The organism is Nocardia sp. NPDC056952, from assembly GCF_042674185.1.
Taxonomy (GTDB): domain Bacteria; phylum Actinomycetota; class Actinomycetes; order Mycobacteriales; family Mycobacteriaceae; genus Nocardia.
This window is the reverse complement of the sequence record NZ_JBHURA010000001.1, coordinates 1388942-1415205: the sequence shown is the minus strand read 5'-3', so window position 1 is coordinate 1415205 and position 26264 is coordinate 1388942. Positions and strand designations below refer to the sequence as shown.

Annotated in this window: 31 protein-coding genes and 1 pseudogene; 5 read left to right on the top strand and 27 right to left on the bottom strand. The window is 67.2% G+C overall.

Annotated features, from left to right (window positions below; translation table 11 throughout):
* The first annotated feature begins 21 nt into the window (after positions 1-21).
* Positions 22-783: an SDR family NAD(P)-dependent oxidoreductase gene (locus tag ACFTS5_RS06465; RefSeq protein WP_378627990.1), complete on the top strand. Its 762-nt coding sequence runs from the start codon at positions 22-24 to the stop codon at positions 781-783.
* Between the two features lie 374 nt (positions 784-1157).
* Positions 1158-1568, top strand: coding sequence for a DUF4189 domain-containing protein (locus ACFTS5_RS06460; RefSeq protein ID WP_378627988.1), 411 nt, complete (start codon positions 1158-1160; stop codon positions 1566-1568).
* A gap of 144 nt (positions 1569-1712) precedes the next feature.
* On the opposite strand, the gene ACFTS5_RS06455 is transcribed toward ACFTS5_RS06460, so the two are convergent.
* The 22 genes and pseudogenes from ACFTS5_RS06455 to ACFTS5_RS06350 all read right to left on the bottom strand — a co-directional run.
* Entirely contained in the window at positions 1713-2030 is a 318-nt protein-coding gene (locus ACFTS5_RS06455; RefSeq protein WP_378627985.1) for a GYD domain-containing protein, read from the bottom strand.
* 227 nt (positions 2031-2257) lie between these two features.
* Positions 2258-2566, bottom strand: a complete 309-nt coding sequence (locus ACFTS5_RS06450) for a QsdR family transcriptional regulator (RefSeq protein ID WP_378627983.1) — start codon at positions 2564-2566, stop codon at positions 2258-2260.
* Between the two features lie 127 nt (positions 2567-2693).
* Complete coding sequence (locus ACFTS5_RS06445; protein ID WP_378627981.1) at positions 2694-3416, bottom strand: DUF6390 family protein; 723 nt, start codon at positions 3414-3416, stop codon at positions 2694-2696.
* A gap of 29 nt (positions 3417-3445) precedes the next feature.
* A complete protein-coding gene (hypE, locus tag ACFTS5_RS06440) occupies positions 3446-4519 on the bottom strand; it encodes a hydrogenase expression/formation protein HypE (RefSeq protein WP_378627979.1) in 1074 nt (357 codons plus the stop codon).
* On the bottom strand, positions 4512-5624 hold the full coding sequence (gene hypD / locus ACFTS5_RS06435) for a hydrogenase formation protein HypD (RefSeq protein ID WP_378627977.1): 1113 nt from the start codon (positions 5622-5624) through the stop codon (positions 4512-4514). Before hypD ends, hypE begins: the two co-directional genes overlap by 8 nt.
* Positions 5621-5965 (bottom strand): HypC/HybG/HupF family hydrogenase formation chaperone, encoded by a 345-nt coding sequence (locus ACFTS5_RS06430; protein WP_063002942.1) that lies wholly within the window; start codon positions 5963-5965, stop codon positions 5621-5623. Before ACFTS5_RS06430 ends, hypD begins: the two co-directional genes overlap by 4 nt.
* Before the next feature lie 17 nt (positions 5966-5982).
* Positions 5983-8331, bottom strand: coding sequence for a carbamoyltransferase HypF (hypF, locus tag ACFTS5_RS06425; protein WP_378627974.1), 2349 nt, complete (start codon positions 8329-8331; stop codon positions 5983-5985).
* The gene (locus tag ACFTS5_RS06420) at positions 8328-8570 is read right to left on the bottom strand and encodes a HypC/HybG/HupF family hydrogenase formation chaperone (protein WP_378627973.1); all 243 of its coding nucleotides are present in this window, start codon (positions 8568-8570) and stop codon (positions 8328-8330) included. The genes hypF and ACFTS5_RS06420 overlap by 4 nt, the downstream gene beginning before the upstream one ends.
* A gap of 3 nt (positions 8571-8573) precedes the next feature.
* Positions 8574-9116: a hydrogenase maturation protease gene (locus ACFTS5_RS06415; RefSeq protein ID WP_378627970.1), complete on the bottom strand. Its 543-nt coding sequence runs from the start codon at positions 9114-9116 to the stop codon at positions 8574-8576.
* Position 9117: 1 nt separating this feature from the next.
* Complete coding sequence (locus ACFTS5_RS06410; protein WP_378627967.1) at positions 9118-9237, bottom strand: DUF6893 family small protein; 120 nt, start codon at positions 9235-9237, stop codon at positions 9118-9120.
* Between the two features lie 15 nt (positions 9238-9252).
* The gene (locus ACFTS5_RS06405) at positions 9253-10587 is read right to left on the bottom strand and encodes a hypothetical protein (RefSeq protein WP_378627965.1); all 1335 of its coding nucleotides are present in this window, start codon (positions 10585-10587) and stop codon (positions 9253-9255) included.
* Positions 10584-11231: a DUF6084 family protein gene (locus ACFTS5_RS06400; RefSeq protein ID WP_378627963.1), complete on the bottom strand. Its 648-nt coding sequence runs from the start codon at positions 11229-11231 to the stop codon at positions 10584-10586. Before ACFTS5_RS06400 ends, ACFTS5_RS06405 begins: the two co-directional genes overlap by 4 nt.
* Positions 11231-11863, bottom strand: coding sequence for a DUF5947 family protein (locus ACFTS5_RS06395; RefSeq protein ID WP_378627960.1), 633 nt, complete (start codon positions 11861-11863; stop codon positions 11231-11233). The genes ACFTS5_RS06400 and ACFTS5_RS06395 overlap by 1 nt, the downstream gene beginning before the upstream one ends.
* The gene (locus ACFTS5_RS06390) at positions 11860-12789 is read right to left on the bottom strand and encodes a NifU family protein (protein ID WP_378627959.1); all 930 of its coding nucleotides are present in this window, start codon (positions 12787-12789) and stop codon (positions 11860-11862) included. Before ACFTS5_RS06390 ends, ACFTS5_RS06395 begins: the two co-directional genes overlap by 4 nt.
* Before the next feature lie 5 nt (positions 12790-12794).
* Entirely contained in the window at positions 12795-14591 is a 1797-nt protein-coding gene (locus ACFTS5_RS06385) for a nickel-dependent hydrogenase large subunit (protein ID WP_378627956.1), read from the bottom strand.
* Positions 14592-14603: 12 nt separating this feature from the next.
* Entirely contained in the window at positions 14604-15659 is a 1056-nt protein-coding gene (locus ACFTS5_RS06380) for a hydrogenase expression protein HypE (protein ID WP_301907654.1), read from the bottom strand.
* A 73-nt stretch (positions 15660-15732) separates the two neighbouring features.
* Positions 15733-16542: a hydrogenase nickel incorporation protein HypB gene (hypB, locus tag ACFTS5_RS06375; RefSeq protein WP_378627953.1), complete on the bottom strand. Its 810-nt coding sequence runs from the start codon at positions 16540-16542 to the stop codon at positions 15733-15735.
* Positions 16500-16874, bottom strand: coding sequence for a hydrogenase maturation nickel metallochaperone HypA (locus ACFTS5_RS06370; RefSeq protein WP_378627952.1), 375 nt, complete (start codon positions 16872-16874; stop codon positions 16500-16502). The genes hypB and ACFTS5_RS06370 overlap by 43 nt, the downstream gene beginning before the upstream one ends.
* A gap of 89 nt (positions 16875-16963) precedes the next feature.
* The gene (locus ACFTS5_RS06365; RefSeq protein WP_378627950.1) at positions 16964-17683 is read right to left on the bottom strand and encodes an energy-coupling factor ABC transporter ATP-binding protein; all 720 of its coding nucleotides are present in this window, start codon (positions 17681-17683) and stop codon (positions 16964-16966) included.
* Complete coding sequence (gene cbiQ / locus ACFTS5_RS06360; protein ID WP_378627949.1) at positions 17680-18441, bottom strand: cobalt ECF transporter T component CbiQ; 762 nt, start codon at positions 18439-18441, stop codon at positions 17680-17682. Before cbiQ ends, ACFTS5_RS06365 begins: the two co-directional genes overlap by 4 nt.
* Entirely contained in the window at positions 18442-18807 is a 366-nt protein-coding gene (locus tag ACFTS5_RS06355) for a PDGLE domain-containing protein (protein WP_378628361.1), read from the bottom strand.
* Positions 18808-18873: 66 nt separating this feature from the next.
* Positions 18874-19518 (bottom strand): annotated as a pseudogene (locus ACFTS5_RS06350) (energy-coupling factor ABC transporter permease); the annotation flags it as partial.
* A gap of 129 nt (positions 19519-19647) precedes the next feature.
* On the opposite strand from ACFTS5_RS06350, the gene ACFTS5_RS06345 reads away from it, so the two are divergent.
* Positions 19648-20046 (top strand): low affinity iron permease family protein, encoded by a 399-nt coding sequence (locus tag ACFTS5_RS06345; RefSeq protein WP_378627947.1) that lies wholly within the window; start codon positions 19648-19650, stop codon positions 20044-20046.
* A 230-nt stretch (positions 20047-20276) separates the two neighbouring features.
* Here the strand turns inward: ACFTS5_RS06345 and ACFTS5_RS06340 are convergent, their stop codons facing one another.
* Together ACFTS5_RS06340 and ACFTS5_RS06335 are read right to left on the bottom strand one after the other, a co-directional pair.
* Positions 20277-20471 carry a hypothetical protein gene (locus ACFTS5_RS06340; RefSeq protein WP_378627945.1) on the bottom strand — a complete coding sequence of 65 codons (195 nt, stop codon included), beginning with the start codon at positions 20469-20471 and terminating at the stop codon, positions 20277-20279.
* 288 nt (positions 20472-20759) lie between these two features.
* Positions 20760-21725, bottom strand: a complete 966-nt coding sequence (locus ACFTS5_RS06335) for a ferritin-like domain-containing protein (RefSeq protein ID WP_378627942.1) — start codon at positions 21723-21725, stop codon at positions 20760-20762.
* A 505-nt stretch (positions 21726-22230) separates the two neighbouring features.
* Between ACFTS5_RS06335 and ACFTS5_RS06330 the strand changes: the two genes are divergently transcribed.
* Positions 22231-23343 carry a hypothetical protein gene (locus ACFTS5_RS06330; RefSeq protein WP_378627941.1) on the top strand — a complete coding sequence of 371 codons (1113 nt, stop codon included), beginning with the start codon at positions 22231-22233 and terminating at the stop codon, positions 23341-23343.
* 48 nt (positions 23344-23391) lie between these two features.
* Positions 23392-24375, top strand: a complete 984-nt coding sequence (locus tag ACFTS5_RS06325; RefSeq protein ID WP_378627939.1) for a TauD/TfdA family dioxygenase — start codon at positions 23392-23394, stop codon at positions 24373-24375.
* Positions 24376-24457: 82 nt separating this feature from the next.
* On the opposite strand, the gene ACFTS5_RS06320 is transcribed toward ACFTS5_RS06325, so the two are convergent.
* The 3 genes from ACFTS5_RS06320 to ACFTS5_RS06310 form a co-directional block, all read right to left on the bottom strand.
* Positions 24458-24820 (bottom strand): VOC family protein, encoded by a 363-nt coding sequence (locus ACFTS5_RS06320; RefSeq protein ID WP_378627938.1) that lies wholly within the window; start codon positions 24818-24820, stop codon positions 24458-24460.
* A 376-nt stretch (positions 24821-25196) separates the two neighbouring features.
* Positions 25197-25637 (bottom strand): hypothetical protein, encoded by a 441-nt coding sequence (locus ACFTS5_RS06315; RefSeq protein ID WP_378627936.1) that lies wholly within the window; start codon positions 25635-25637, stop codon positions 25197-25199.
* Positions 25638-25646: 9 nt separating this feature from the next.
* On the bottom strand, positions 25647-25958 hold the full coding sequence (locus tag ACFTS5_RS06310; protein ID WP_378627934.1) for a hypothetical protein: 312 nt from the start codon (positions 25956-25958) through the stop codon (positions 25647-25649).
* Between the last annotated feature and the right edge of the window lie 306 nt (positions 25959-26264).

The following is a 26264-nucleotide window of genomic DNA, read 5'->3' as shown; positions in this document are numbered from 1 at the left end:
ACTACGTCCCAGGAGAATTCGATGTCCCTACTCGAAATGTTCGACATGACCGGCAAGGTCGTCATCGTCACGGGCGCATCGTCCGGACTCGGAGTGTCGTTCGCTCAGGGGTTCGCCGAGGCAGGCGCCGACCTCGTTCTCGCGGCCCGCCGTGCCGACAAGCTCACCGAGACAGCGGAATCCGTGCGTGCAGCCGGTCGACGAGCTGTCGTCGTTCCCGCCGACGTCTCGGCACCCGAACAGTGCCAGGCTGTCGTCGACGCGGCCATCTCGGAGTTCGGTCGCGTCGATGTCCTGATCAACAACGCCGGCGTCGCCTCCGCCCACCCGGCGACCCGGGAGACCCCCGACCAGTTCCGCGCGGTCATCGACGTCAACCTCCACGGCTCCTACTGGATGGCGCAAGCCTGCGGCCGCGTCATGCCGGCCGGCGGCTCGATCATCAACATCTCGAGCATTCTCGGACTCACCACCGCGGGCTTGCCACAGGCCGCCTACAGCGCCAGCAAGGCCGCCATCATCGGACTGACACGGGATCTGGCCCAGCAATGGGGATCCCGCAAGGGAATTCGCGTCAATGCGCTGGCCCCCGGGTTCTTCCGTAGCGAGATGACCGACACCTACGACGAGGGCTATGCCGCGTCCCTGATGCCCCGGGTCGTTCTCGGGCGGTACGGCCACGGCGAGGAAATCGCGGCAACCGCGGTATGGCTCGCCTCTGCCGCCGGCGGCTACGTCACGGGGCAGACCATCGCTGTCGACGGCGGCGTCACCATCACCTGAGCTCGCCGACCCCGAGCATCGCGTTCTCTCCCCTGGCAGATCGCTGCGCGGCGGCAGGCAACAACCCATCCTCTCCACTTTGTGCCATTGGCAGGTCGACCCGGCAGAAAGGCCATGCCCCCCGAGGAACAAGGACTGATCGATGTGGCCCAGGCGTGGGAGCCGTTCGTCGGGCCATGCGATGGCCTCCGACGCGGCCGCTCGCGCAGCCGAGGACGACTAGATCGGTTTCGGCAGATCCGTCACGAACGGCGTAGTTCGTGACGGTCTTTGCCGTGACCCCAAGACTTTTGGGGCGACCTCGCGTCCATGCGCTGCGGTATCTTCCATGCGATCGCCGCACCTGGTCGGCGCGCAGAGGAAGCACACACCACATGTTCAACAAGTCCATTGCGGTCGCCGCGCTCTCGGTGAGCGCCGCTGCCGTCCTCGCGGCACCGCCCGCAGCCGCCGACCCGGTCACCTGGGGCGCCGTTTCCCTCAGCGTGTGGGGCAATGTCTACGCGTTTTCGGTCAACCACCCGACGGAAGCCGACGCCATTCAAGCCGCCGACCGAGCGTGCAAGGGTCAAGGCATCATCGACTGCCGGATGATGGTGACATTCGCGAACGGCTGCGGTGCAGTCGTGACGAGTCCGCTCGCGATCGTCGCAGGGTTCCCGATCGTGGGCTTCGGTAAAGGGGCGACCCCAGGGGAGGCCTACGCAGACGCCACCCGCAACCTCCCCACCGGCACCGGAAGCGCCGGCTCGTTCAATCGCGACTACGCCTGCACCCGGCCTTGATCTAGTTCCCGCACGGTCCTCGGTAAATGTCGGGCTGACGGACGAGCGACCCCGAATACGCCTGCTCGCATAGTCGGCTTGTCCCGCTACCACCCGGAGCATCGTGGTCGTGCTGAACAGAACGTGATCGCCACGCGGCGGAACTCAGGTCGGCGGCCGGTAGGTAACGTCCCTAGCTATCGCTTCGTCGATCTGCTCGGGGCTGAGCAGACCCACTGTGTGCGACACCGCGGCACCAGCGGCCGCAGTTCGAATCGCGAGCGCTGCGGCTGAGACATCGTCCGGGACATCACCGATGACGAACAAGTCGTCCTCGCCGAACGCGAAATAACAGGCTTCTACCCGACCACCGACGCTCTCCACCATCTCCGTGATGGCCGCACGGCGCGCACTACCGCCCTGTGCCAATAGACCTTGTGCCCCCTCTTGGAGATAGCTGACTCGCCACAAGTACTTGGGCATACCCACCAGCCTCCTCTGATCCAGACGATCTCGGCGAGACCGACCCTACGGGTCCGGCGCCCCACAATCTGTCCTGGACGAACGCCGTCGTCGCAACGATGCGGCAACGTAACTGAGGCGATATCGGAAATCCAGAGCGCAACCGAACTGACTGCTCCCCCGCCGCGAACTGCCTCGAGGAATGACCGAACCGGCCGCACCACTTCGAGCGGCGATCCCGCTCGCGCTCAGCACAAGGCAGACAGCGGCCGCCGGACCGACTCCACGAGCACGAAGGAGTTCCGACATGCTCCCGGAACGATCGACTGCCCGCGACCGGTGCCGTCTTGTTCTTGCGCGCGCTGGATGAGCGTTTCGACCAGGGCGACGCTGCCTCGGTGAACCGGCCCGGCCGCCTGGGTAACCAGCCGAAGGGCCGCCTGTGATTCGTTCTGGAGGTAGGTGCGCGGTGCACGATCAGCCGACAACTGGCGTATCGCCTGATCGAACACTTCACAGATGCGATGGACGCCGCGGCTGTCGATCGCGGTGATCACCTGCTCGAACTGGCGGGCGAGAGTGAGACCGAGCAGCTCTTCTCTGGTGCCGAATCGGCGGTAGACGGTCGTTCGGCCGATCCCGAGCTCGGTAGCCGCCGCATGCAATTCGACCCGTCGATGCTCTCTATCGCAGAGCGGTACGCGCGGCGTCGGCCAACCGACGATTGGTCACCCGCAGTTGCCGTGCGGTACTGGTGGCCAGTGCCCGCGTCTGATCGGAATCGAGGCGGCCACACACGCGGCCCCAATGCACGGCGACTCGGTCACCGACGGCCACCTCCGTCGCGAGGTGATCGTCGTCCACCTCGACGCGCTGCAGCGCTGGACCGGACGACCGCAGCAGTGGACCGTCCAAGACCAACCGCCGACAGCGGACGGAGGCAGCGCCGTCTTCGCGGGCCACCACGGTGCCCCAGGTGATGCGGCAGCTGTCCAGGATGCGGAGGGGGTGCTCGTCGGCGCCACGTCCCAGCAGCCGGGTCCACGGATACACGCCGAACACGTGGAATCCGTGGTTGGCGGCGGCTTCCTCGGCAAGATCGGCATTCAGATACGACCAGTAGTGTCCGGCCATCGGAGCGATGATCGCGAGCAGTTCGGTGGTGAACGCGCCGGCGTCGAGGTCGGCGCCGATCCCGCCACCGAGCCAATAGGACTCGACGAGGCGCGCGTCGAGCGGATCGGCGATGCCGGTCAGTCTCGACATCGCCCGCAGATAGGGCCAGGCTCCGGAGAACTGGCGGGCCAGCGCGCGGATATCGGCGGCCGAGCCGTTGTGCAGCGCCCGCGCGTCGGCGGGACCGCAGTAACCGAGCCGGTTGGGCGCGTAGGCGTAGCGGGCGAACATCTCGGTCCCGTCGATGATCGCGCCTCCTGTCAGCAGATCCGTGGCAGTTGTTCTCCGGCAGGCAGATCCACCACCCGGGTACCGCCGAGGGCGGTGCGGGCGACCACCATGCCCGGATGGTCCTCGACGCACACGCCGATGGCTTCGGCACGAGCGCCCAGCGGATGCGCCCGCATCGCCGCGAGCACCCGGTCGGCGTCCTCGGAGGCGACGAAGGCGACCAGCTTGCCCTCGTTGGCGACATACATCGGATCGAGCCCGAGCAGCCCACACGCATCCCGGACCGCGTCCGGCACGGGCAGCTTCCGTTCGTCCAGTGCCACACCGACTTTCGCGACACCCGCGATCTCGTTGAGCGTCGCCGCGACCCCGCCGCGGGTCGGGTCACGCAGCACGTGCACATCGGCGCCGGTGGCCAGCATCGCGGCGACCAGGCCGTTGAGCGGGGCGGTGTCGCTGCAGACGGTGGTGCCGAATTCGAGGCCCTCACGGCAGCTCATCACCGCGACGCCGTGCACCCCGATGTCACCGCTGACGATCACGACGTCACCGGGACGAGCGCGCTGCGGGCGGATGTCGATGCCGGCGTCGATGATGCCGATGCCCGCGGTGTTGATGAAGATGCCGTCGCCGTGACCGGAGTCGACGACCTTGGTGTCGCCGGTGACCAGCTTGACCCCGGCCGCGAGCGCGGCAGTACCGACAGCCTCGGCGACCCGGGCGATCTCGGCGAGTGCGGTGCCTTCTTCGAGGATGAACGCCGTGGACAGCACCATCGGCCGCGCGCCTGCCATCGACAGGTCGTTGACGGTGCCGTTGACGGCCAGGTCCCCGATCGACCCACCGGGGAAAGCCAGCGGTTTGACGACGAAGGAGTCGGTCGAGAACGCCAACCGCACGCCGTCGAGGGTGAGCACCGCCGAATCACCCATGCCCGCTTCGGCGGCGGAGCCGAACGCGGGCAGGAACAGGTGCTCGATCAGCTCGCCCGACATCGCTCCCCCGCCACCGTGGCCCATCACGATGGTCGGTGAGTCGCGCAGCGGCATCGGGCACACCCAGCTGTCCATGTCGAGGCCGGTCGCCGCGTTGTCCTCACGCATGAGCCACCTCCGCGGGCAGGTCGAGGCGTCGGTACAGGTAGTAGGCCGCGCAGGCGCCTTCGGAGGAGACCATCGTGGCTCCCAAGGGGTTTCGTGGGGTGCACTGTTTGCCGAAAGCGGCGCATTCGTGCGGCTTGATCAGTCCCTGGAGGACCTCGCCGGAGCGGCAGATCGAGGACTCCGCGGTGTGCAGGTCGGTGACTGCGAACCGGTGCTCGGCGTCGTAGGCGCGGTAGCGTTCCGAGAGCCGCCAGCCGCTGTCGGGGATCACGCCGATGCCGCGCCAGGCGCGGTCGGTGACTTCGAAGACGTCGGTGAGCATCGTCTTCGCGGCCGGGTTGCCTTCGGCGCGGACCGCACGGGGATAGGCGTTCTCGAGCTGGTGTCTGCCGTCCTCGAGCTGGGTCACGGTGCGCCGGATACCTTCCAGGATGTCGAGGGGCTCGAAGCCGGTGACCACCATCGGCACTCCGTATTTGTCGGCCAGCGGCGGGTACTCCTCGGTGCCCATGACACTGCAGACATGTCCGGCGGCCAGGAAGCCCTGGACCCGGCACTTCGGCGATTCCATGATCGCGGCGATGGCGGGCGGAACGAGCACGTGCGAGACCAACAGCGAGAAGTTTTCGATGCCCAGCCGTTTGGCCTGATAGACGGTCATCGCGTTGGCCGGTGCGGTGGTTTCGAAGCCGATGCCGAAGAACACCACCTGCCGATCGGGGTTCTGCCTGGCGATGGTGAGCGCGTCCAGTGGCGAGTACACCACTCGCACATCACCGCCTTCGCTCTTGACCCGGAACAGATCGCGTTCGCTACCCGGTACCCGGAGCATGTCGCCGAAGGAGCAGAAGATCACCCCGGGCTGCGCGGCGATCTCGAGCGCCTTGTCGATCACCTCGAGCGGGGTAACGCACACGGGGCAGCCGGGGCCGTGGATCATCTCGATCTCGTCGGGCAGCAGTTGGTCGATGCCGTGGCGGATGATCGAATGAGTCTGTCCGCCGCAGACTTCCATGATGGACCACCGCTGGGAGGTGGCCCCGCGGATCTGATCGAGCAACTTCTTCGCCAGGTCGGGATCGCTGAATTCGTCGAGATACTTCATGACGTCACCTCCGTGTCGTCGCCGGCGCCGGAGTCGGTCGCTGCCGGTTCTGCCGTGGGATCGGGGAGCCCGGATTGTTTGGCGGCGAGGGCGAACCCGTCGCCGAACTCCTCGTTGAGCACACCGAGGTGCTCGAATTCGGCCAGTGTGCGCAACGCCGATTCCTCGTCGAGGCGCTGGATGGCGAAACCGACGTGGACCACTACGTAGTCGCCGATCGCCGCGTCCGGAATGTATTCCAGGCACACGTCTTTGTGCACGCCGCCGAAGTCGACGACCGACATCATGGTGCCGTCGCGTTCGTGCAGGCTGAGCACCTTTCCCGGGACTGCCAGGCACATCGCTGCTCTCCTTTCGCTCAACCCGCACCGGCGGCGAGTAGTTGCCCGAACGCGAGACCACCGTCGTTGGGCGGCAGTCGGCGATGGGTGATGACAGGGAATCCGTTGTCGCGCAGCACAGTGCGCGCTGCCGAGAGCAGCAACGCGTTCTGGAACACCCCACCCGAGAGCGCGACGGTCGTCGGGCGCGGTGCGAAATCCAGAGCCAGGTCCAGGACCAGCGCCGCCACGGCGTGGTGGAAGCGCGCGGCGATCACGGCGGCCGGGACGCCGTGATCGGCGTCGATGACCACGGCGGCCACGACCGGGGCCGGGTCGATCACGGCCGGGTCGGCGGTGTGGTCGAGGCCGAACCGGTAGGTGCGCGAGCCGGGGTCGGCGGCGCGCGCGAGGGCCTCCAGTTCTATCGCGGCCTGGGCTTCGTAGTCGACGGTGTGGCGGACCCCGGCCAGCGAGGACACGGCGTCGAAGAGCCTTCCCATGCTCGACGTCGGGGTGCACCCGAAGCCGGAGCCGAATTGGTGTGCCAGCACCGCTCGTTCGTCGGCGGGGCAGGCGGCGACCGAGGCGATCGTGTCCGACCAGTCGAGCCGAGCGGACCACAGGTGCGCCAGCGCCATCCGGTAGGGACGGTGCACGCTGACGTCCCCACCCGCGAGCGGCACGTATTTCAAGTGCGCGAGCCGCCGGTAGCCCTTGTAGCCGGCGGACAGGACTTCACCACCCCAGATGGCGCCGTCGGGTCCGAATCCGGTGCCGTCGAACGCGATCCCGGTGACGGTGTCCGAGGCGCCGAGTCCGTGTTCTCCCATGACCGCGGCGATGTGAGCGTGGTGATGCTGCACCGTGTGCACCGGACGGCCTGCGGCGTGGGCGCGCGCCCAGGCGGTGGATCGGTAGCGCGGGTGCGCGTCGGCGACGAGCTGGGTGGGCCGGACCCCGGTCAGTTCCGCGAGGTGCTCGGCGGCGGAATCGAAGGCGCGCAGGGTGGCCAGGTCGTCCATGTCGCCGATGTGCTGGCTGAGCCAGGCGTAGCGACCCTCGCCGACCGCGCAGGTGTTCTTCATGTCCGCGCCGACAGCGAGCATCGGCGGTACCGGGACGGGCAGGGTCAGCGGGAGGGGCGCGTAGCCGCGCGAGCGGCGCAGGGGCAATTCGATACCGTCGACTACACGCACCACCGAGTCGTCACAGGGCGTCAGAATGCGGCGGTCGTGCGACAGCCAGCCGTCAGCGAGTTCGGCGAGCCGGGTGCGGGCATCGGCGTCGTCGAAGCAGATCGGTTCGCCACCGAGATTGCCGGAGGTCATCACGAGCACCCGCGGGGCGGGCCGGTCGCCCGACAAGCCGAACAGCAGCAGGTGCAGCGGGGTATAGGCGAGCATGACGCCCAGGTCGGGATTGCGGGGCGCGACCGAATCTGCCAGTTTGATGGCCTCGCGATCGAGCACGTCGTGCGGGTCGGCATCGGATGCCGCTTCAGTGGGGAGGCGGACGGGAGCCCTGCGGGCGAGCAGGACGATCGGGCGTTGGGGCCCCGTGAGCAGTACCGCGGCGGTGTCGTCTACCTCCGCGATCGTTTGCGCGGTGCCGAGGTCTGGAACCATGACGGCGAAAGGCTTGTCGCCGCGCCGCTTTCGGCCCCGCAAGGTGGCCACGGCGCGCTCGTTCGTGGCATCGCAGGCGAGGTGGTAGCCGCCGATGCCTTTGACCGCGAGAATCCCGCCCTCGCGCAACAGGTTTCGCGCCGAGTCCAGTGGACCCCCGGCCGATGAGCAGGAAGGGCCGAGGTAGGACAGACGCGGGCCGCAGTCCGGGCAGGCGATGGGCTGGGCGTGGAAGCGGCGATTGGTGGGGTCGGTGTACTCGGCGGCGCAGTGGGCGCACATCGGGAAGTCGGCCATCGACGTGCGGGATCGGTCATAGGGCAGCTCGGCGATGATGGTGAACCGGGGGCCACAGTTGGTGCAGTTGATGAAAGGGTGGCGGTAGCGGCGGTCGGTGGGATCGGCGAGCTCGCCAGCACAGTCGGCGCAGATCGCCACATCGGGTGAGGCCAGGGTGCGGCCGCCGCCGTCGCGGGTCGTGTCGGCGATGCGGAATCCGGTGCCACCGTGCAGCGCGACGGTGGTCTGCTCGACCGATTCGACGACGGCCAGCGGTGGTGGTGCCTCGTGTAGCCGGCGGGTGAACCGGTCGAGATCGGCCGGTGCGCCTTCGATCTCGATGACGACCCCGCGGCTGTCGTTGGCCACCGAACCGGACAGGGACAGTTCGGCGGCGGTGGTGTAGACAAAGGGCCGGAAGCCGACGCCCTGGACCACGCCGCGAACCACGAGGCGCCGGCGTTGCCGGTCGGCGGTCATGACTGTTCGCCTCGTCCGAGCAGATTCAGCCCGGCCAGGGCCGTGGCGGCGCCGGCCTGGTCGGTCTTCTCGACCGCCAGACCCATGTGGATGATCACCCAGTCTCCGGGATGCACCGGATCTTCTTCCAGCAGACCGATGTTCACCTTGCGGTTCTCGCCGGAGACCGTCACCAGGGCGAGTTGACCGTGGTAGCCGTCGAGGATCTCCACGACCTGTCCGGGGATGCCGAGGCACATGATTCACCCCTCCGATCGGTTCGACGGCACGACGAGCCCGTGCGAGTCGGCGACCGGCCGAGGCGGGTCCGCGATCGACTCGCGCGGATCTGCGACCAGTCGCGCGAGGACCGCGACGACCGCCTCGACGGCGGGATCGACCGCGGCACCTACCGGATCGGACAGGCCGATGCCCTCCTGCACCGAGTCCACCTGGCAGCCGACGACGACGGTCGGTGGCAGGGTTCCGCCCAGCGCGCGAACGCTCGCGAACACCGCGTCGGGGTTCATGGCGTGCGCGTCGAGCTGCGCCGCGCCCGCTGGGTCGGGTTCGGCGTGGAAGACCGCGAGAGTACCGGGTTCGCCGCGGTCGGGGACGGCGTCGACCAGCACCAGCGCGTCCCACGGATCGAGCAGGTCGTAGGCCAGGTGCATGCCACGGATGCCGTAGTCGACCACGCGCACGGTCTCGCCGTGCGGCGGTAGTCGCCGCACCACTTCGGGCCCGAAACCGTCGTCGCCGAGGAAGATGTTGCCGATCCCCGCCACGAGCACTCGCGCCGTCATCTCACATCCGGCGTATCTTCAGATAGCGCTGGACATCCGGTATCGAACGCACGCCGAGCACCGCGGCGGCCACAGCCACCACAGCGGCCAACGCCACCGCGAACATTCCTATCGTCGTCATGATCGACCTCTTCTCTCATTCTCCTGGGCTGTCGAGTGGTTCGATCTCCTCCGGGGCGAAATACAGGTACCGGCCATACCATTCGTGCAGGTCGGCGGCGGGGTCGTCCTCGATGACCACGCCGACGTGGGATTGCCCGTCGACATCGGCGTGCACCGAGACGACCTTGGCGGTGCGCCCGTCGTAGAACAGGTCGTGGGCATCGGCGCGCCGAGACGGATGCAAACGCACCCTTGTCCCGTTGCGGACCCGGACCGCGCCGACCATGATCGCGTCGGCATCGGGGCGAACAGCGTTGTCGGCCAACGGGTCCCACCAGTCGACACCGTCGGGTACCTCGGGGATCAGTGTGGCCTGCTCGGCGTGCGGGTTCCGCAGGACACCGTGCAGCTGCTGCAAGGCCTCCGGTGTCATCGCGTCGCAACGGTCGATGATCTGCGCCGCGCGCTCGTCGGTCGCGCGGGCCTGGGCTTTCTCCTCGTCTGTCATGGTCATCACGCGCAAGGTGAGGATCTCGTCGATCTCGGTGGAGTCGAACAGCGGTCCCTCGCTCTGCTCGGCAACCTCGGGGTGGTCGTAGAGAATGATGGGCGAGATCAGCACGATGCTGTGGTCACCGGGTGGCCCGGCCAGCACCGGGAAACACCGGTGGTGGAAGCAGCGGGCCACGGCCGCCTCGGCATCGGGCGGCGGTTCGAGCAGGGAAACGAACCGGGCGCCTTCGGTTTCGGCGATGACGTGCGCGCCGATCAGGGAGCGGGCGATGGCGTCGTGCTGGTCGGTCGCGGGGGTGCCGGTGTTGCGCAGGGTGATGCTCAGGCGCAGAAGTCGCTCGTCACGGTCCACGGCCAACTCCACTTCCCCGTCGAGGTGCGCGCGTTGTCGGACCAGTCGTCCGGCCGGTGCACCGTCGGGGCCGGGGATCGCCTCGTGGTCGGTGCCGGCCGGAATCGTCAGCCGCGCAGTCGAATCGGTCAGCGGTAGCGGTCCGATCACCTGTTCGCACTCGACCGCCTCGTCCCAGCTGATCCACGATCGGCCGTCGGCGACGAGCTCGGCGACCGGAGTGTGCGCGGCATCCTCGACGGTCCGGCGCTGCAACTGCAGGAACCGTACGGTCAGTGTGACCGAGGCGGACTCCCCCGCGTCGAGCAGACACTGCGCCGAAAGTCGCGGGTCCTCGCCGAGTCCGGTCGCGGCCGCCCCGGTGGGGCCGAGGACACCGAACTGCCAGCGCGACTGGTTCTTTCGCGAATTCGCCCGGTAGGGGTACAGCAAATAGCCCTCGTAGAGCACCGCGTCGGCGACCGCGCGAGCCCTGGCCTGCGACCTGGTCAGCCCGATGCTCATGGATCCCCCTCTGCGGTATCGAGCAGGCGCAGTACCGCGTCGTCGAAGCCGAGCATCCCGTGGCTGGACTTGTACGCGGCGAGCGCGTCGAGAGTCTCGCGGTGCAACCGCACCCACCCCGAGTTCGGGAAGTTCGTGGCCATCAGGTCCTCCCAGACCGAGACCGGCATCTCGAACTTGTCCTCCCGGTCCCAGGGAATCTGCTGCACCGCGAAACCCGTGGCGCCCCGGATGAAGACAGTGCCGCTGAACAGGAAGATCAGCGGCACTGTCCCCTCGCGCAGGGCGTGCAGGTATTTGGCGCCGCTCACCTCGAAGTCGTAGGTGCACGGCATCGGCAGGTCCACTTGGGCGCCGCCGTGGAAGCCGGGAACCATGGTGGCGCAGTGCATCCAGAGGAAGGAGCGCTGGGTGTCGCGCCAGCGTTCGCGGGGACCGAACAGGTCGATCAGGCCCGCGCTCTCCTCGTCGGTGTAGCTGCGGCGGTGCGGTTCGATGCGCACCTGCGCGCGCAGGGCGATGGCGTGCACCGGTTCCTCACCGAGCACCGCGATGCCGATGCGGGCCGACAGCGTCGGTGTCGCGGCATAGGGCTCCGGCGCGATGTCGAGCACCGCGAAGGTCGTCGAGTAGGCCGGGCACATCACACACCGCCCGGTCGCGCACGCGCCGAAACCGTGGCGAAGAACTCGTCGAGATACCGGTGCACATCCTGACCACCGTCGAACCCGCGCCACAGCATCCGCATCCGGCCGACGAATTCGTAGCAGGTGTCGATGGGTAACAGCAGGCAAGCCGCCTCGGCGGTGCCCCGCTCGGGGACCCTGATCATCAGTGCTTCGACGTCGGGGGCCGCGACAGCGATCTCGGGGTGCCGGTCGAGCAGTGTGCGCCACTGGTCGAGGGGCAGTTCGGATTCGGTGGCGCCCGCCGGTCCCGGATAGAACGCGACGGTGCGCCCCAGAGCCGAGTTGTCGAAGAAGAATGCCAGGCCCACCGGGATCTCGAGTGCGTCCCATTCGCCGTGGCCGATGGTGAAGGTCGGAAAGCGCAGGTAGCGGTCGGGCACCGCGCGGTACCGCAGGACCGCGTTCTGGTCGGTGAACAGCAGATAGCAGCCCCGGCACACGCACAACAGTTGGCGCCCTTCGACATTCACCACATGCTGATGCTCTTCGGCGATGGCCTCGGCGCACATCTCACATCGCTCGCCCGCCGGGACGGCGGGTTTGCGGTCGACGGTGAGGCGGCGCAGCACCCCCAGTCCAGAACTCACCCGGCCACCCCCACGGGCACGGCCACCGAGATCTCCCCGGCGCGTACCAGCACCGGCAGTGGTTCCAGATGCCCTTCGCCGTCGACTCTGGCGCCGGCATGGACGGCGTCGTAGTGCGCCCGGCAGGTCGGGCAGCGCAGTACGGCGTCACCGACCGGGTACCCCATCCGACGATGCAGTGCCGCTCCGGCGAGCGAGTTGTCGCAGGCGGGACAGTGATCGCGGTAGACGAACAGGTCGTCACCGACCCGGCAGGCGAGCACGGTTTGCCCACCGATGACGAAGCCGCCGACCTCGCCCGCACCGAGTTCCCCCAGTTGCGGGACCGCTATCCAGCTCCCGTGCTGCGCCTCGACCGGATGGGTATCGCCGTGTACCCGGGCGAACAACGAATCGGCGGAGATCAAGGCGTCCGTCGATTCCGGTTGCGCGGCAGCCACTTCGATCGACTCGATCTCCGGCGCGGCGGCGCGCACCGCGTCCTCCACCGCCAGTTCCAGGGTCACCGACGACGAGGGGCAGGTGCGACAGCTGCCCGACAGTTCGAGCCGCACGATGCCGTCGGCCACGCCGAGCAGTTCCACGTCACCACCGTGGGATCCCAGGTAGGGGCGCACGCTGTCGAGTGCCGCGCGGACCCGGGTGTGCACGTCGTGCGGATGCAGTCCGTGCACCAGCAACAGACTCGCTATCAGATCGTCGGCGACGAGCCGTTCACGGACGCCACCATCGACCAGTTCCAGGACGCGCGCCAGCCCGGCACCGTAGAGGTCGGCGACCTCGCGCACCAGTTGCTCGGCGCGCTCGCGAGCGACCACGCCACCGGCCGAACTCGCGTCCAGCAGGGTCTCGATCCGGTCGCCTGCGCCGCGCCACCGGTCTGGGTCGAACGCCGCCTCGTCGTGCTCCCCCGGACGATCCGGCATCACCGTTACTCCCCGGTGAGTGTCTGGGTCGGCGAGTGGAGTTTCTCCAGCGACTTGCCGTTGCCGAGGTACATGTGCACACCACACGGCAGGCAGGGGTCGAAGCTGCGCACGGTGCGCATGATGTCGATGCCCTTGAAATGCTCGCGGTCGTTCTCCTCGAAGATCGGCTGGCCCTGCACCGCGTCCTCGTACGGTCCCGGCGTGCCGAAACTGTCGCGGGGGTTGGCATTCCACGGCGTGGGCGGATACGGGTGGTAGTTCGCGATCTTGCCGTCCCTGATCACCATGTGATGGGACAGCACTCCGCGCACTGCCTCGGTGAACCCGCAGCCGATGCCCTCGTCCGGTACCTCGAAGTGCTCCCACGTCTTGGTCCGTCCCGCCCTGATCTCCACGAGCGCCTGCTCCGCGAAGTGCAGCGCACTGGCCGCGGCATAGGCCTGGAAGTAGGTGCGGGCGCGGTTGCGTTCGATGGTGTTGCTGCCGAACGCGGGGATCTTCCATTCGAAGCTGACCGGGCCCTTCAACGCGGTCTTGGGCAGGTTGATCTGCACACTGTGTCCGGTCGATTTCACGTAGCCGATGTCGACGAGCCCGGCCAGCGCCGTCGACCACAGCCGGGCCAGCGGGCCGCCGCCGGTGTCGAGGGCCAGATAGTCGGTGCCGTCGAACCAGCGCGGCGACATCACCCAGCTGTACTTGTCGTCCATGTCGCGCTTCTGCGGCTTGGGGTTGGTGTGCTGGTTCCAGGGGTGACGCCGGTCGACCGGATTGCCGAGCGGGTCGGTCTTCACGAACATCTCCTGGTCGTTCCAGTCGTCGTAATACGAACTGCCCAAAAGGATTCGGATGCCGAGATTGATGTCGACCAGGGACGTCGTGACCAGTTTCCCGTCGACGACCACGCCGGGGGTGACGAACATCCGCCGACCCCACTCCTCCATGTCCTTGTACGCGAAATTGCACACCTCGGGGTCCTGGAACGAGCCCCAGCAACCCAGCAGGGTGCGCCGCAGTCCGACCTGTTCGTAGCCCGGCAGCGCCTCGTAGAAGAAGTCGAAGAGATCGTCGTGCATCGGCACGACCTTCTTCATGAATTCGACGTAGCGCATCAGGCGCGTCATGTAATCGGTCATCAGCTGGATCGTCGCGACGGTTCCCACACCGCCGGGATACAGCGTCGACGGGTGCACGTGCCTGCCCTCCATCAGGCAGAACATCTCACGGGTGTAGCGGCTGACGTGTAGCGCCTCCCGGTAGAACTCGCCGGTGAACGGATTGAGCGCGCGCATGATGTCGGCGATGGTGCGATAGCCGTGCGCGTCTGAATGCGGCGCGAGCGTGGTCTCGGCCTGCGCGAGGACGCCGGGATTGGTCTCGGCGACCATCTTCTCGCAGAAATCCACGCCGACCAGATTCTCCTGGAAGATGTTGTGGTCGAACATGTATTCGGCGGCTTCACCGAGATTGACGATCCACTCGCCCAGGTGCGGCGGTTTCACCCCGTAGGCCATGTTCTGGGTGTAGCACGAGCAGGTGGCGTGATTGTCGCCGCAGATCCCGCAGATGCGGCTGGTGATGAAATGCGCGTCGCGGGGATCCTTGCCCCGCATGAAGATCGAGTAGCCGCGGAAGATGGACGAGGTGCTGTGGCACTCGACCACTTCACGGTTCTCGAAATCGATCTTGGTATAGATTCCCAGGCTGCCGACGATGCGGGTGATCGGGTCCCAGGCCATTTCGACCAGGCTGTCGGGATCGATCCGCTTGTGTGACGGCTCGGGGATGATGGCAGTCATTCCAATCGCCTCCTACCAGGTGCGGGTGGCGCCGGATTCCAGCTTCTCGCCCTTGTGCCGCCACCGCGGCTCCTTGTCCACCGTGCGTCCGGTGATATGGCGCAGACTGCGGATCACCGACCCGTACAGCCCTGATGCCGTCGAGGAGATCTTGCCGCCGGGCGGCTCGTCCATGAACGGCATGAATTTGTCCGGGAATCCCGGCATGGTGCAGCCGATGCAGATGCCGCCCACGTTCGGGCAGCCACCGACGCCGTTGATCCAGCCCCGCTTGGGGACGTTGCATTTGACCACCGGGCCCCAACATCCCAGTTTCACAATGCATTTCGGGGAGCCGTACTCGTCGGCGAAATCGCCTTCCTCGTAGTAACCCGCTCGATCACAGCCTTCGTGGACGGTGGCGCCGAACAACCATTTCGGGCGCAGCGCCTCGTCGAGGGGAATCATCGGGGCCTGTCCGGTGGCCATGTAGAGCAGGTAGGTCAGCGTTTCGGACATGTTGTCCGGATGGACCGGGCAACCGGGCACGCACACGATCGGGATCCCGGCCTTGGATTTCCAGTCCCAGCCGAGGTAGTCGGGCACACCCATCGCGCCGGTGGGGTTACCCGCCATGGCGTGGATGCCGCCGTAGGTGGCACAGGTGCCGACCGCGACCACCGCGGTGGCCTTCGGCGCCAGCCGATCGAGCCACTCGCTGGTCGTCATCGGCTGACCCGTGGCGGGATCGTTGCCGAAGCCGCACCAGTAGCCCTCCTCGTGGAGCTGCTCGTTCGGGATGGAGCCTTCCACCACGAGCACGAACGGTTCGAGTTCACCCCGGTCGGCTTTGAAGAACCATTCGAGGAAATCGTCGGCGCCGCCGGTGGGACCGCATTCGAAATCGATCAGCGGCCAGTGCACCGCGATCTGCGGGAGCCCGGGAAGAGCGCCGAGCGCGATCTCCTCGATACTGGGCTGCGTCGCGGCGGTCAGCGCGACCGAATCACCGTCACAACTGAGGCCGGCGTTGATCCACAGCACGTGAATCAGGGCCTGTTCTGCTTTGATTGCTTCCTGGGTAGGCATGGGCTGCGCCACTTTCTGAAGCGGGGCATCGCGGGCTCGCGGGAACCTGCGGTGTGATCCTGATCACGCAAGTCTATGTCGCTGGTGAGTGATCCTCAATAGTTGCTGACCGCTGCAGCCGGAGCCAGTCGTACCACTGCGTCATGCCGGAACCACTGGTCACCGAGAGGGGCAGGATCTGCGCGTGCGGGTTGATCGACGCCGCGTATTCCCGGCATTTGTCCAGGTCGAAGTCCACATAGGGCAGCAGATCGATCTTGTTGACGAGGACCAGAGACGCAGCGGCGAACATGTGTGGATACTTGAGCGGCTTATCGGTGCCCTCGGTCACCGAGATCACCACGACTTTGCCGTGTTCACCGAGGTCGAACAGGGCCGGGCACACCAGGTTGCCGACGTTCTCGATGAACAGCAGGGTGCCGGGGGCGGGATCGAGGGACTCGAGCGCGCGGTAGGTCATCTCGGAGTCGAGATGACAGCCCGCGCCGGTGTTGATCTGCACAACCCGACAGCCCGTCGCCCCGATCCGCTCGGCATCGAGCAGGGTCGCCTGGTCACCCTCGATCACCGAGATCGGTATCTCGGCGAACTCGCGGATCGTGCGCTCGAGCAGGGTGGTCTTGCCCGCGCCGGGTGAGCTGGTCATGTTCAGCGCCAGGATGTCGCGGGCGGCGAGCCAGTCCCGGTTTCGCTGGGCCAACAGGTCGTTCTTCGCCAGCACCTTTTGCTCGAGGGTGATGGTCTCGGTGACCGGCAGATGCACGTGATCGCCGTCGTGACCATGGCTGTGCCGGTGCGGCTCGTGCTCATGGCCGTGCTCGTGCTCGTGCGGGAGGGTGATCACCGCGGCGTCGTCGTCGCCACATCCACAGGTTGCGCACATTCTCGGCTCACTTCCATCGAGCGGATTCGGAGTTCGTGCCCGGCTCTGATCTCGACATCGGCGCTGCCGCAATCGCACAGGGCGATCGGCTCGAGCACCGTGAACTCGGCGCCACAGCTTCGACAGCCCGCCCGGCCGGGTACCACGTCGATCTCGAGGCTCGCGCCCTCGGCCAAGGTTTCCTCGGCGGCGAGTTCGAAGCAGAACTGCATCGCCTCCGGAACGACCGCGCACAGCACGCCGACTTCCAGCTGCACGCTGTGCACCCGTGCTCCCGCCGCGTGTTCGCACACGGCGTCGATGACACTCTGGGTGATCGCCATTTCGTGCATCGCAGTCTCGGTTCGTCGAGGGAGGAACCCACCGCTCAGGTTACTCCTGGGCAACCCTCCGACGCGATGGCCGGCCGACGGATGAACGCTCAGCTGAGTCGGTGTTCGGCGAGCAGCGCGGCATCGTCGAGGATGTCGGCGGTGGGGCCGTCGGCGACGACTTCACCGGCGTCGAGGATGACGACCCGCTCGCAGATCCGTTGCGCGTAGAGCAGATCGTGGGTGACCACGAGCATGGTGGTGGGCAGCGACAGCAAGATCTCGGCCAGTTCGCGGCGTGCCACCGGATCGAGGTTGGCGGCCGGTTCGTCGAGAACGAGGACCTCCGGTCGGCACGACAGCACCGTGGCCAGCGCGGCGCGGCGGCGTTCCCCGAGCGACAGGTGCGCCGGTGAACGCCCGGCCCTGTCGGTCATCCCTACCGCGGCGAGCGCCTCGCGGACGTGGTCGGCGAGGGCTTCGCCGCGGACACCGAAGTTGGCGGGACCGAACGCGACATCCTGTTCCACGGTCGGCATGAACAGTTGGTCGTCGGGGTCCTGGAACACGACCCCGACCCGCTGCCGGATGGCGCGAACACTGTTGCGGTCCAGCCGCATACCGCCGATGTACACCTGCCCCGATGTGGCGGTGAGCACCCCGTTCAGGTGCAGCATCAAGGTGGATTTGCCCGCTCCGTTGGGTCCGAGGACGGCCACCCGCTCCCCCGGCGCGATCTGCAGATTCACCCCGTTCAGTGCGCCGGTCCCGTCGGGATAGGCGAAGGTCAACTCGACCACACGCACCGCCGGCGCCGTCGGTTCGGTCACCGCACCATCCAAGCACCCGCGCACACAGCGATCGCGGCGGCCGCGGGCAGGCAGCCGAGCAGCCATTGCCGGCGGGTGGCGGGCGGGGTGCCGACATCGGGCACGGTGCCGTCGAATCCGCGCGACAGCATGGCCAGGTGGACCCGTTCGCCGCGTTCGTAGGATCTCAGGAACAGGGTGCCCGCGCCGCGTGCGGTCGCACCGGCTTGGCGCAGTGTGCGTGGGTCGTCGCCGCGGGAGATCCGGGCCAGCCGCATCCGCGCCGCCTCGGCGACCAGCACGTCGACATAGCGCAGCATCAGGACCACGATCATGACGATCGTGCCGGGCACGTGCAGCCGCGTCAGCCCTTCGGGCAAGGAGCGCACGCTCGTCGTCGCGGCCAAGGTCAGTGAGATGCCCACGCCGATAGTGCCTTTCGCGATGATGCCCCACGCCGCGTAGAGGCCGGTCACCGACAGCGACAGCCCGAAGATGTCGGTGCGGGGTTCCCCGGCGGCGAAAGGCAGCAGGATCGCCAACACGACGAACGGCAACTCGATGAGCAGACGCGGCCCGATCCAGCGCAACCCGATTCCCCACCACCGCCACAGCGCCACCAAGCCAAGGGCATAACAGCCGAACGGCCACAACAACTCTCGTGGTGTCGCCACGACCGCGAACACCGCAACCACCGCGCACACGATCTTGGCCTCGGTCGGTGACCGATGCGCCGGTGAATTCCCCGCCAGATACAGCCGGTGGACCGCGGCGCTCACCTACTCCGGCTCCGCATCCGACCGCGCCGCGACGTCATCGCGCCGACCCCCGGAGCGCGATCCGCTACGGCCGATCCGGACCGTGCGGACCACCGCGAACAGCACGGCGAAGGCGACCCCGACGCCGACCACGCCTGCCGGACCGGCCAGATCACCGTTGCCGTCGATCGCGTAGTCCGCCAGCGGAGAACCGGCGAACCGGTGTTCCTCGGCGTTGCGCGCGATGCACTCACCGTGCAGTTCCGCGGCCCCGTTCACCTCGACCGTGGTGCACCCGCGGCGGGTGGTGGCGTCGAGCCCGTCGGGCTGTGAACTCGCGGCATAGGACAGCCCGCCGGCGACGAGCACCGCGGCCGCGGCGAACACCCACAGGAAACCGGTGAAGGACACCCGCAGACGAACGGGAGACGCCGACGTGGACACCGGCCCAGCGGCACGCAGTACATAGACCAGATCCGGTCGTGCGCTCACCACCGCCACCACGGTGATCGCGGTGATGATGCCTTCACCGATCCCGATCAACGCGTGGGTGAAGAACATGTACCCCGCGACCGCCCCGACCGTGGAACCCGCGGCCCCGCCGATTGCGTACTCGACCACGAAACCCATCGCGGCACACAGGGTTCCGATGAACGCGGCGGCGAATGCCACGACACCCACCCCCGTGTCGCTGCGCCGCCGCAGCAGCGCTGTCCCGGCCCGAGCGACGAGATATCCCGCGCCGACACCGATCAGGGCCATGTTCGTGATGTTGGTGCCGAGTGCGGTCAGCCCGCCGTCGGCGAACAGCAGCGCCTGCACGACCAGCACCACCGCCACGCACAACGCCCCGAGGTAGGGCCCGACCAGAATCGCAGCCAGCGCCCCACCCAGCAGGTGCCCACTCACACCGGGCAGGATCGGAAAATTCACCATCTGGACCGCGAAGATGAACGCGGCCACCAGCCCGGCCATCGGCGCCGCACGCTCGTCGAGTTCAGCTCGCGCCCGCCAGCCCGCGAGCCCGAGCCCCACCGCCGCGATCCCCGCGAAGATCAGCGACGTCGGCGCATCGACGATCCCGTCGCTCATATGCATTGCCACGGTGCTGCCGTTCACCTATCAGAACACTACGCCCTTTATCTGTCCAAGTGAACAGATAAAGGAATGTCCGACCGCGCTATCAGTCCGGCTGCGACAGGGGGTGGATGCGACTAGAATTCGATAATGAAGCGCCGCAGCGAGGCCGCGCGCAGCCGCGGCGGGGGTGACCGCCGTTCGCCCTTCGACCGGTTCGTCGAACAGGCCGAACTACGCGTGAGTCAGGCTCCGTTCTTCTTCGTCTGCGCCGGGATCGTCACGGCGTGGCTGATCAGCTTGCCGTGGTGGACGGACCTCAAAACGTGGCAGGTTGCCATTCACACCGTTGCGAGCGTTTTCACGCTGCTGTTGGTGGTGCTGCTCGAAAACGCCGGCCGCCGCGCGAGCGAGGCCGCGCAAGAGAAACTCAATGTCATCGCCGAGGCATTGGCCGCGCTCCTGGATTCCTCCGCGTCCACGGATCCCGAACTCCGGGCGGCCGCGGATCGGCTGCGAGAAGCTGTCGGGCTCGAAGAGCGCCACTGACTGGAAGACCGCGAATTGGGTAGCGCTCGAGGCGTAACCGCCTACTGGTTGCCCAGACTCGGGGGTCAGGAAATGCTGCGCCGTCCACGGGACTGCGTTGTGAGCAAACCCTCCCGGCTCGAACCACCTGCCGGTTTCCCTACCAGCTCAGCATTGCGTACTTACTGCAAGAATCCGGGCGTTTTCAGCGGGTGACCCGGATTCGCTACCCGTTGTCGGGGTATTTGCCTCTACGGGTCGGGGATACCGCTGTCGAAGGAGATGAGCGCGATGATGACCTGCGACCAGATCATGACCATGGTGCGCGACTGGTGGAACCGTATGTTCCCGGGGATGCCCATGATGATGTAACCCGATGGAGCAATCTGCCGTGGCGCGGACCGCGAATACCGGCTGACCTGGTCTTCGATCGATCGCCACGTCATCGAGTCCGCCCCGGCGAATCACCAGGCCGCCTCCTGATCGGTGCCAGGGCGGACGACCGATGCCCGGCTCACGCCGGTGCTCGATGTCGGTGGGCCAGGGCCGCACCTCAGGGGTTCACCGGCCGCTACGGCGGCCGGGTGCGGAAAGCCGGACTGCGCCGCGTCGGCGGGGCCGCCGATGACGTGGCCGCTGCGGACCAATGCCTCCCGTCGTGGCAGTCCGACGGCTCAACCGGCCGTCGGCGCCACGGTTGTCGTCGGCACCGACGGTGGCTGTCAGGGGACTTCTCAGTTCAGCCCACTCACTTCTCGGGCGATCGTCGAGATACGGCTCTGCGCGGCCGAAACGACACCCTGCCGCGCCTTGTGCGCCTCCTCGTAGGCGAGGATTGTCCGGACTGCGGCGGGATCGGCGAGTTCCTTGATCGCTGCCACCGCCTGGGCGACATTCAAGTCGTCATAGCCACTGACGGGCAGCTCGCTGGGATCGAGAAGGCCGGTGGTGGTGCGCAGTGAATGCATTGCCTCGGCGGTGGAATCCGCGCCTTCACGCCGCGAGACCTGCTCAGTGGTTTCGAGAACAGCATCGCGCGAGGCCGCGAGCGTCTTCACGGCGACATCGCCCGCGTGCGCACCCCTGGCGAGCAACTCGCCCAGTGCGGGCGGGGCAGCACGGAATGTGTCCAACGCGCGGTCGATGCTGCGAGCAGACCACGTAACAGGGATATTGATCAGCTTCACCGCGGTCCCCGTAACCGCCTGAATCGGTGTTCGGCGCAAAGCCGCAGGTCCGCCGAGCGCGTCCTCGGCGAGTACGGTCGTCAACCATGTGACGGTGGCCGTATGGGCGGTGATCAACCGCTGCGCCACTGCTACTACATCGGCGTTCTGAACGGTGGTCGCGAGTGCTTTGACGTAACGGGCACGGTCGAGCAGCTGATGTTCGAGGACGAGGTCTCCGAGCAAAGCTTCGTCGAACGGTTGGGCCTGTTCGCCGATCGCCTTGACCGCGGCGGCAGCCCTTCCGATGAACGGGCCGATCCGCTCCGGCGCGCCACCCAGCTCACGGATCGCGGCCTCGATGGCTTCCGCGCGGGCGCGGGCGTTGTGGGCGTTCTCAGCCAGTTCGCGGCGTACAGCCTCAGTGCGAGCCTGTGCGATTCGAGTCTCGGCGATTCGGATTTCGGTCTCCGTCAACTCACGGATAACGCGCAGTTGCGCGAGCAAGGTCGTAGCGGTGTTGCGTGTGCTCATGAAGTCTTCCTTCGATGTCGACGTCAGGGAGGCGCAACGCTGCACCACTATGTCGACTACCCCGCACTCATGATTCAAACATTGCGCCGCAACAGTTGTCGATCATGTCCCGGGTGAGATATTGCGGAATTCGGTGTGAGGCCGGTGGGTAGCGCCGACAAGGTGTGAACCAGCGATCACGGCGATCCGCACCGCCGGCGTCGACGCCGAGAGGTCCTTGCGCACGGCGCCGAGGGCGATATACCGCTCGACGGCGACCGGGTCCGCCGGGAGCGACGCCAGATCCACTGTGCCGCAAAAGGTATGAAAAGCCTCCCATGCTTCGGAGTAGGTGCGGGTCGTGGTGTCGGGGGTCGTGGCGTAATGGGTGCGCGGCGTCGGCGGCGATCAAGCCGGGGTGATCGCCGCCAGTCGCGACCGTGCGAGCCGAAACATACTTAGAGTCAACATGATTCAGTTCTTCGAATGATGACCGAACGGGTAAGACCGCGGATATTCTCGACAGATGGATACCCCGGTTGTCATCCAGCGCCCGCCAGTAGCTGTGTTCCGGAGGGTGCCCGAGGGGGGAACCGTCGCGTGCCTGAGCGCTGTGGTCCGGGCCGCGGCGACGCGGGCCGCGGCCGTGCTGGCACAGGTACCGACCCACTCCGGGCCGGTCGAGCGCACCGCAGCGTTGCGGCAAGGGGTGGCCGCTGTCGGCGAGCTGATCGAGGCTCTGACCTCGCAGGCCCCGCCGATCGTTGGTGAGGATCTGCCCGCGGAGTCGGTGAGCCAGTCGTTCTTCCGGGTCCGTGAGGTGGAGTTGTCCGATCAACAGGCTGCGCTGCACAGTGTTCTGGTCATCCATCGCGGTGTGGCGGACCTGTGCAGGGCCCCGCTCTCGGGTGCGGACTTGGCGGTGGAAGTCGCGGGGATGCGACAGGCTGTGCTCGACCTGACCGGCGCCGCGGAGACCGACGAGGCGACCGAGCAGTTCCCCGTTTCCACTGTGGCTGAGAACATTTCGTCGGAGAGCGAGTGGACGGCGCGGTGGCTCGTCGGGCACCAGGTCCACGTCCTGTTCAATATCTGCGCGGCGGTCGCGGTGACCGATGCCGCCCACCACCTCCGCCACGGCGCGGCCGACGCCGCACTGGAGCGGCTCGAACACGCGACCACGTATGTGCGTGGCTTCCCAGCGGCGATGATCCACGCCAGCACGATCCCGGTGGACTACTACATGGCCGCGGTTCGCCCCAGCATGCAGCCCCCGGAGGTGTCGACCCCGTTGAGTGGCCGACACCACCGCGGCTACAAGACTTTCCGCAGCGCGATGAAGGATCTACTCACCGTGGTTCCGGATTCCTACGATGCGCTCGCTGCCCGCGATCCCGAGCTCGCGGCCGCCCGTGATGCCCTGCTCGAAGCCGACCTCGTCGACAGCGAACGTCACGTCACGCTCGCCTATTCGATGGTGCGCCTTCGCCGCTCCATCGCGCAGTTGCCCACCGGCCCCGACAACGCCGTCGGCGAGCTCCGGTTGATGCGCCATCGGCGGGCCGCCCAGTACGCACCGCTGATCCGGTTCGGCGATCACTACATCGCCAACGCCGTGTCAGCCCTGCGGAATGGCTGAGCAGACGAACAATTGCCCTGCTACTGACGTACTGAACGGAGAGCGTCGATGCATGAAATCGCGGAGACCGTCGATATCGCAGACCTGGAGTTGCCCCCGACGGAGACCACGGAGATCGACCACCTCGCTCAGGCACTGTGCGGGGGCGAGCAGGACCGGGTGGACGACCCGACCTGGGTCGCGCGCGCCCGGGACTCCTGGGATGCGCTACCGCTGTCGCTGCGGCGCGGCATTCGGCAGTTCCGGCGGCACTCCGGACTGCGCGGATCGTTGGTCATCCACGGCCTGCCGGTCGACCAGATGAGACTGCCCGACACTCCGTCGACAGCGGATTCCGTGCAGCGCGCGGCAGTCGTCTCCGCTGCTGTCCTCACCATGATCGCCTGCGGGCTCGGCGACCCGACCGCGTATCTGGCTGAGAAGTCCGGCGCCCTCGTCCAGGACGTCGTACCCGTGCGGGGCAGGGAATCCTTCTCCGGAAACGCCGGTTCGGTGTTGCTGACCTTCCACAACGAGAACGCCTTCCACCTGCACGAACCCGACTACGTGCTGCTGCTGTGCCTCCGCGGCGACCACGACCGGATCGCAGGTCTGCGGACCGCTTGTCTGCGTCAAGCGCTGCCCTTGCTCAGCCGAGCGGCCCGGGAAACGCTGTTCGCACCAGAATTCGTCACCGCGCCACCACCGTCGTTCCCGACCGACAACGCCGTGCGCCCACCGCAATCATTGTTGTCGGGTGCGGTCGACGATCCCGACATCAGGATGGCCACGATCGCGACCACCGCGCTGACGCCGCGCGCCGAGGCCGCGCTGACCGAATTCGGCCGAGCTTGCGATGCTGTCGCCCGCACCACGGTGCTCACCCCGGGCGACCTGGCCATTATCGACAATCGGGTCACTGTCCACGGCCGCACCGCCTTCCGACCTCGCTTCGACGGCACGGACCGCTGGGTACAACGCACATTCGCCGTCGCCGACTTGCGCCGCTCCCGTGACCACCGACCAGACGACGGGTACGTCATCACCCGATGATCCGGGATCCCCGCGGGTCACCGCCGGATCTCGCAGGCTTGGACCCCCACAGGCCGGACAGGTCCGCGACGGACTCCAACGGTCAGCCGGCGACCATGCAGAACGGGTGGCCGGCCGGATCCAGCAGCACTCGCCACCGGTCGCCGCCGGGCTGATGGTCCGGCCTGACCGCGCCGAATCCCAGCGCCGACTTCTCCGCCGCGTCGAGGTCTTCGACCCTGAGGTCCAGGTGGAGCTGCTGCGGCACGTCCTGACCGGGCCACTGCGGGGCCCGGTATCCGTCGACCCGCTGGAAGCCCAGGTCGCAGCCCGTACCATCGGTCAGGCCGACGAACTCGTCAGCGGCATAGCCGAGCTGCATGCCCGTCAGCTCTTGGTAAAACCGGGCCAGAGCCCTGGGATCGGCGCAGTCGAGGGTAACGCCTCGCAGCGTGGCGATCGGCATCGTCCACTCCTCTGTCATCCATGTTCGCGGTCCGCACGGCGGCCCCGCAGGTAGTCATCCAACCGCACTGTGGTGTGACGGCTCCACTCCTTTTCGCGGCGGACAGCGCTCGTCTCGGGCTCGGTCGTGCGCGCCGTTGCACCACCACTTCGGCGGGACCGATTCTGGCCGGTTCGCGGCGACGGCGAGCGGGACGCGCGTGGCGCACAGTTCTCGGCGATTGACGTCTCGGCGAGGCATCCTCGGCGACCCGGGCGAGTGCGGTGCCTTCGTCGAGGACGGCGGTGGTACTCGACGGGTTCGCAAACCCGCGCAAAATACCAAAGCAGAAAAGCTACGACCAGGCCGCGCAAACCTGGCACGGAGAACCTCCGGACTAGCTGCCCGGTCCGGCCTCGTGCCCAGGACGACCATGGGAGCGGCGGGCTTCTTTCATCTCCGCCTCATACACATGCGTACGGCCGTCGACCAGTTCGTCGCGGATCTCGCGCTCGAGCTGGCGGAACTGCGCGTAGTAGCCCTCGTCGTATTCCTCCACGATCTGGAACGTCCACCGGTCGGGCAGCACGTTGCGGCCGACCAGCTCGGCGGCCAGCTTCTCGGCGAGCTGATGATGACCCGCGGCGCGCAACATGTCGACCGCCTCACCGAGAGCGAGATCGGCACCACCGGTGAGCTGGTGGAAGCTGTACAGGTGCCCGCGAGCACGTTCGGTCGTCTCCAATGCCTCCGACAGCTTGCCGACCGCTGCCACTGTCGAAGAGTTGACGCCGGCGGGCCGCCGATGCCTCTCGGCAGGCCGATCGTTATCAGTCATACTCCGAGGCTATCGCCAATTCTTCGGGCTGCGCGTGATCTGAGGTGTCGGCGGCTGCTTCGTCGCGGTAGTACTCGCAGCCACGGGACCGGGACCCGCGAGCAACAGCGGGGTGATCCCGAGGTCAGCGTGGCGTAGGCGGCGATAGGCAGAGGCGGGAGCCGTACCCGGGCTCAACGGGCTCGCGGTCAGTTCGCTCGTCGGCAGGAATTGCAGGATCCGCTCGTCGTCCTGTGCCCGATCGACCGGGATCTTCTCCAGCACACACGAGTTGTATTGCTGGGCAGCGGTTTCGATCGTGTCCGCATTGAGGATCACCATGGCCCCAGGTCCTCGCCCATTCGGCCGCCGACGACGTTCGCCCACTTCGCCGCGACGTGCAACCAAGACGTCTTCCGGGTTCGGACGTGTGGCGATCAGGAGCGTTGCTGTACAGCATGTTGGTCGACCCCAGCACTGACCCAGACAGATGATGAAACCGACCAGGCGGCAAAATATCAACCTGCGACCATCTGGCGGACCTATCGACCGATCATGCACCAATCGACGACGTGCGACGTAACTCCTTGCTACAGTCCCAGACAGCTGACTACGGGTGCGTAGATATGAGGTATCCATCCGTGTAGA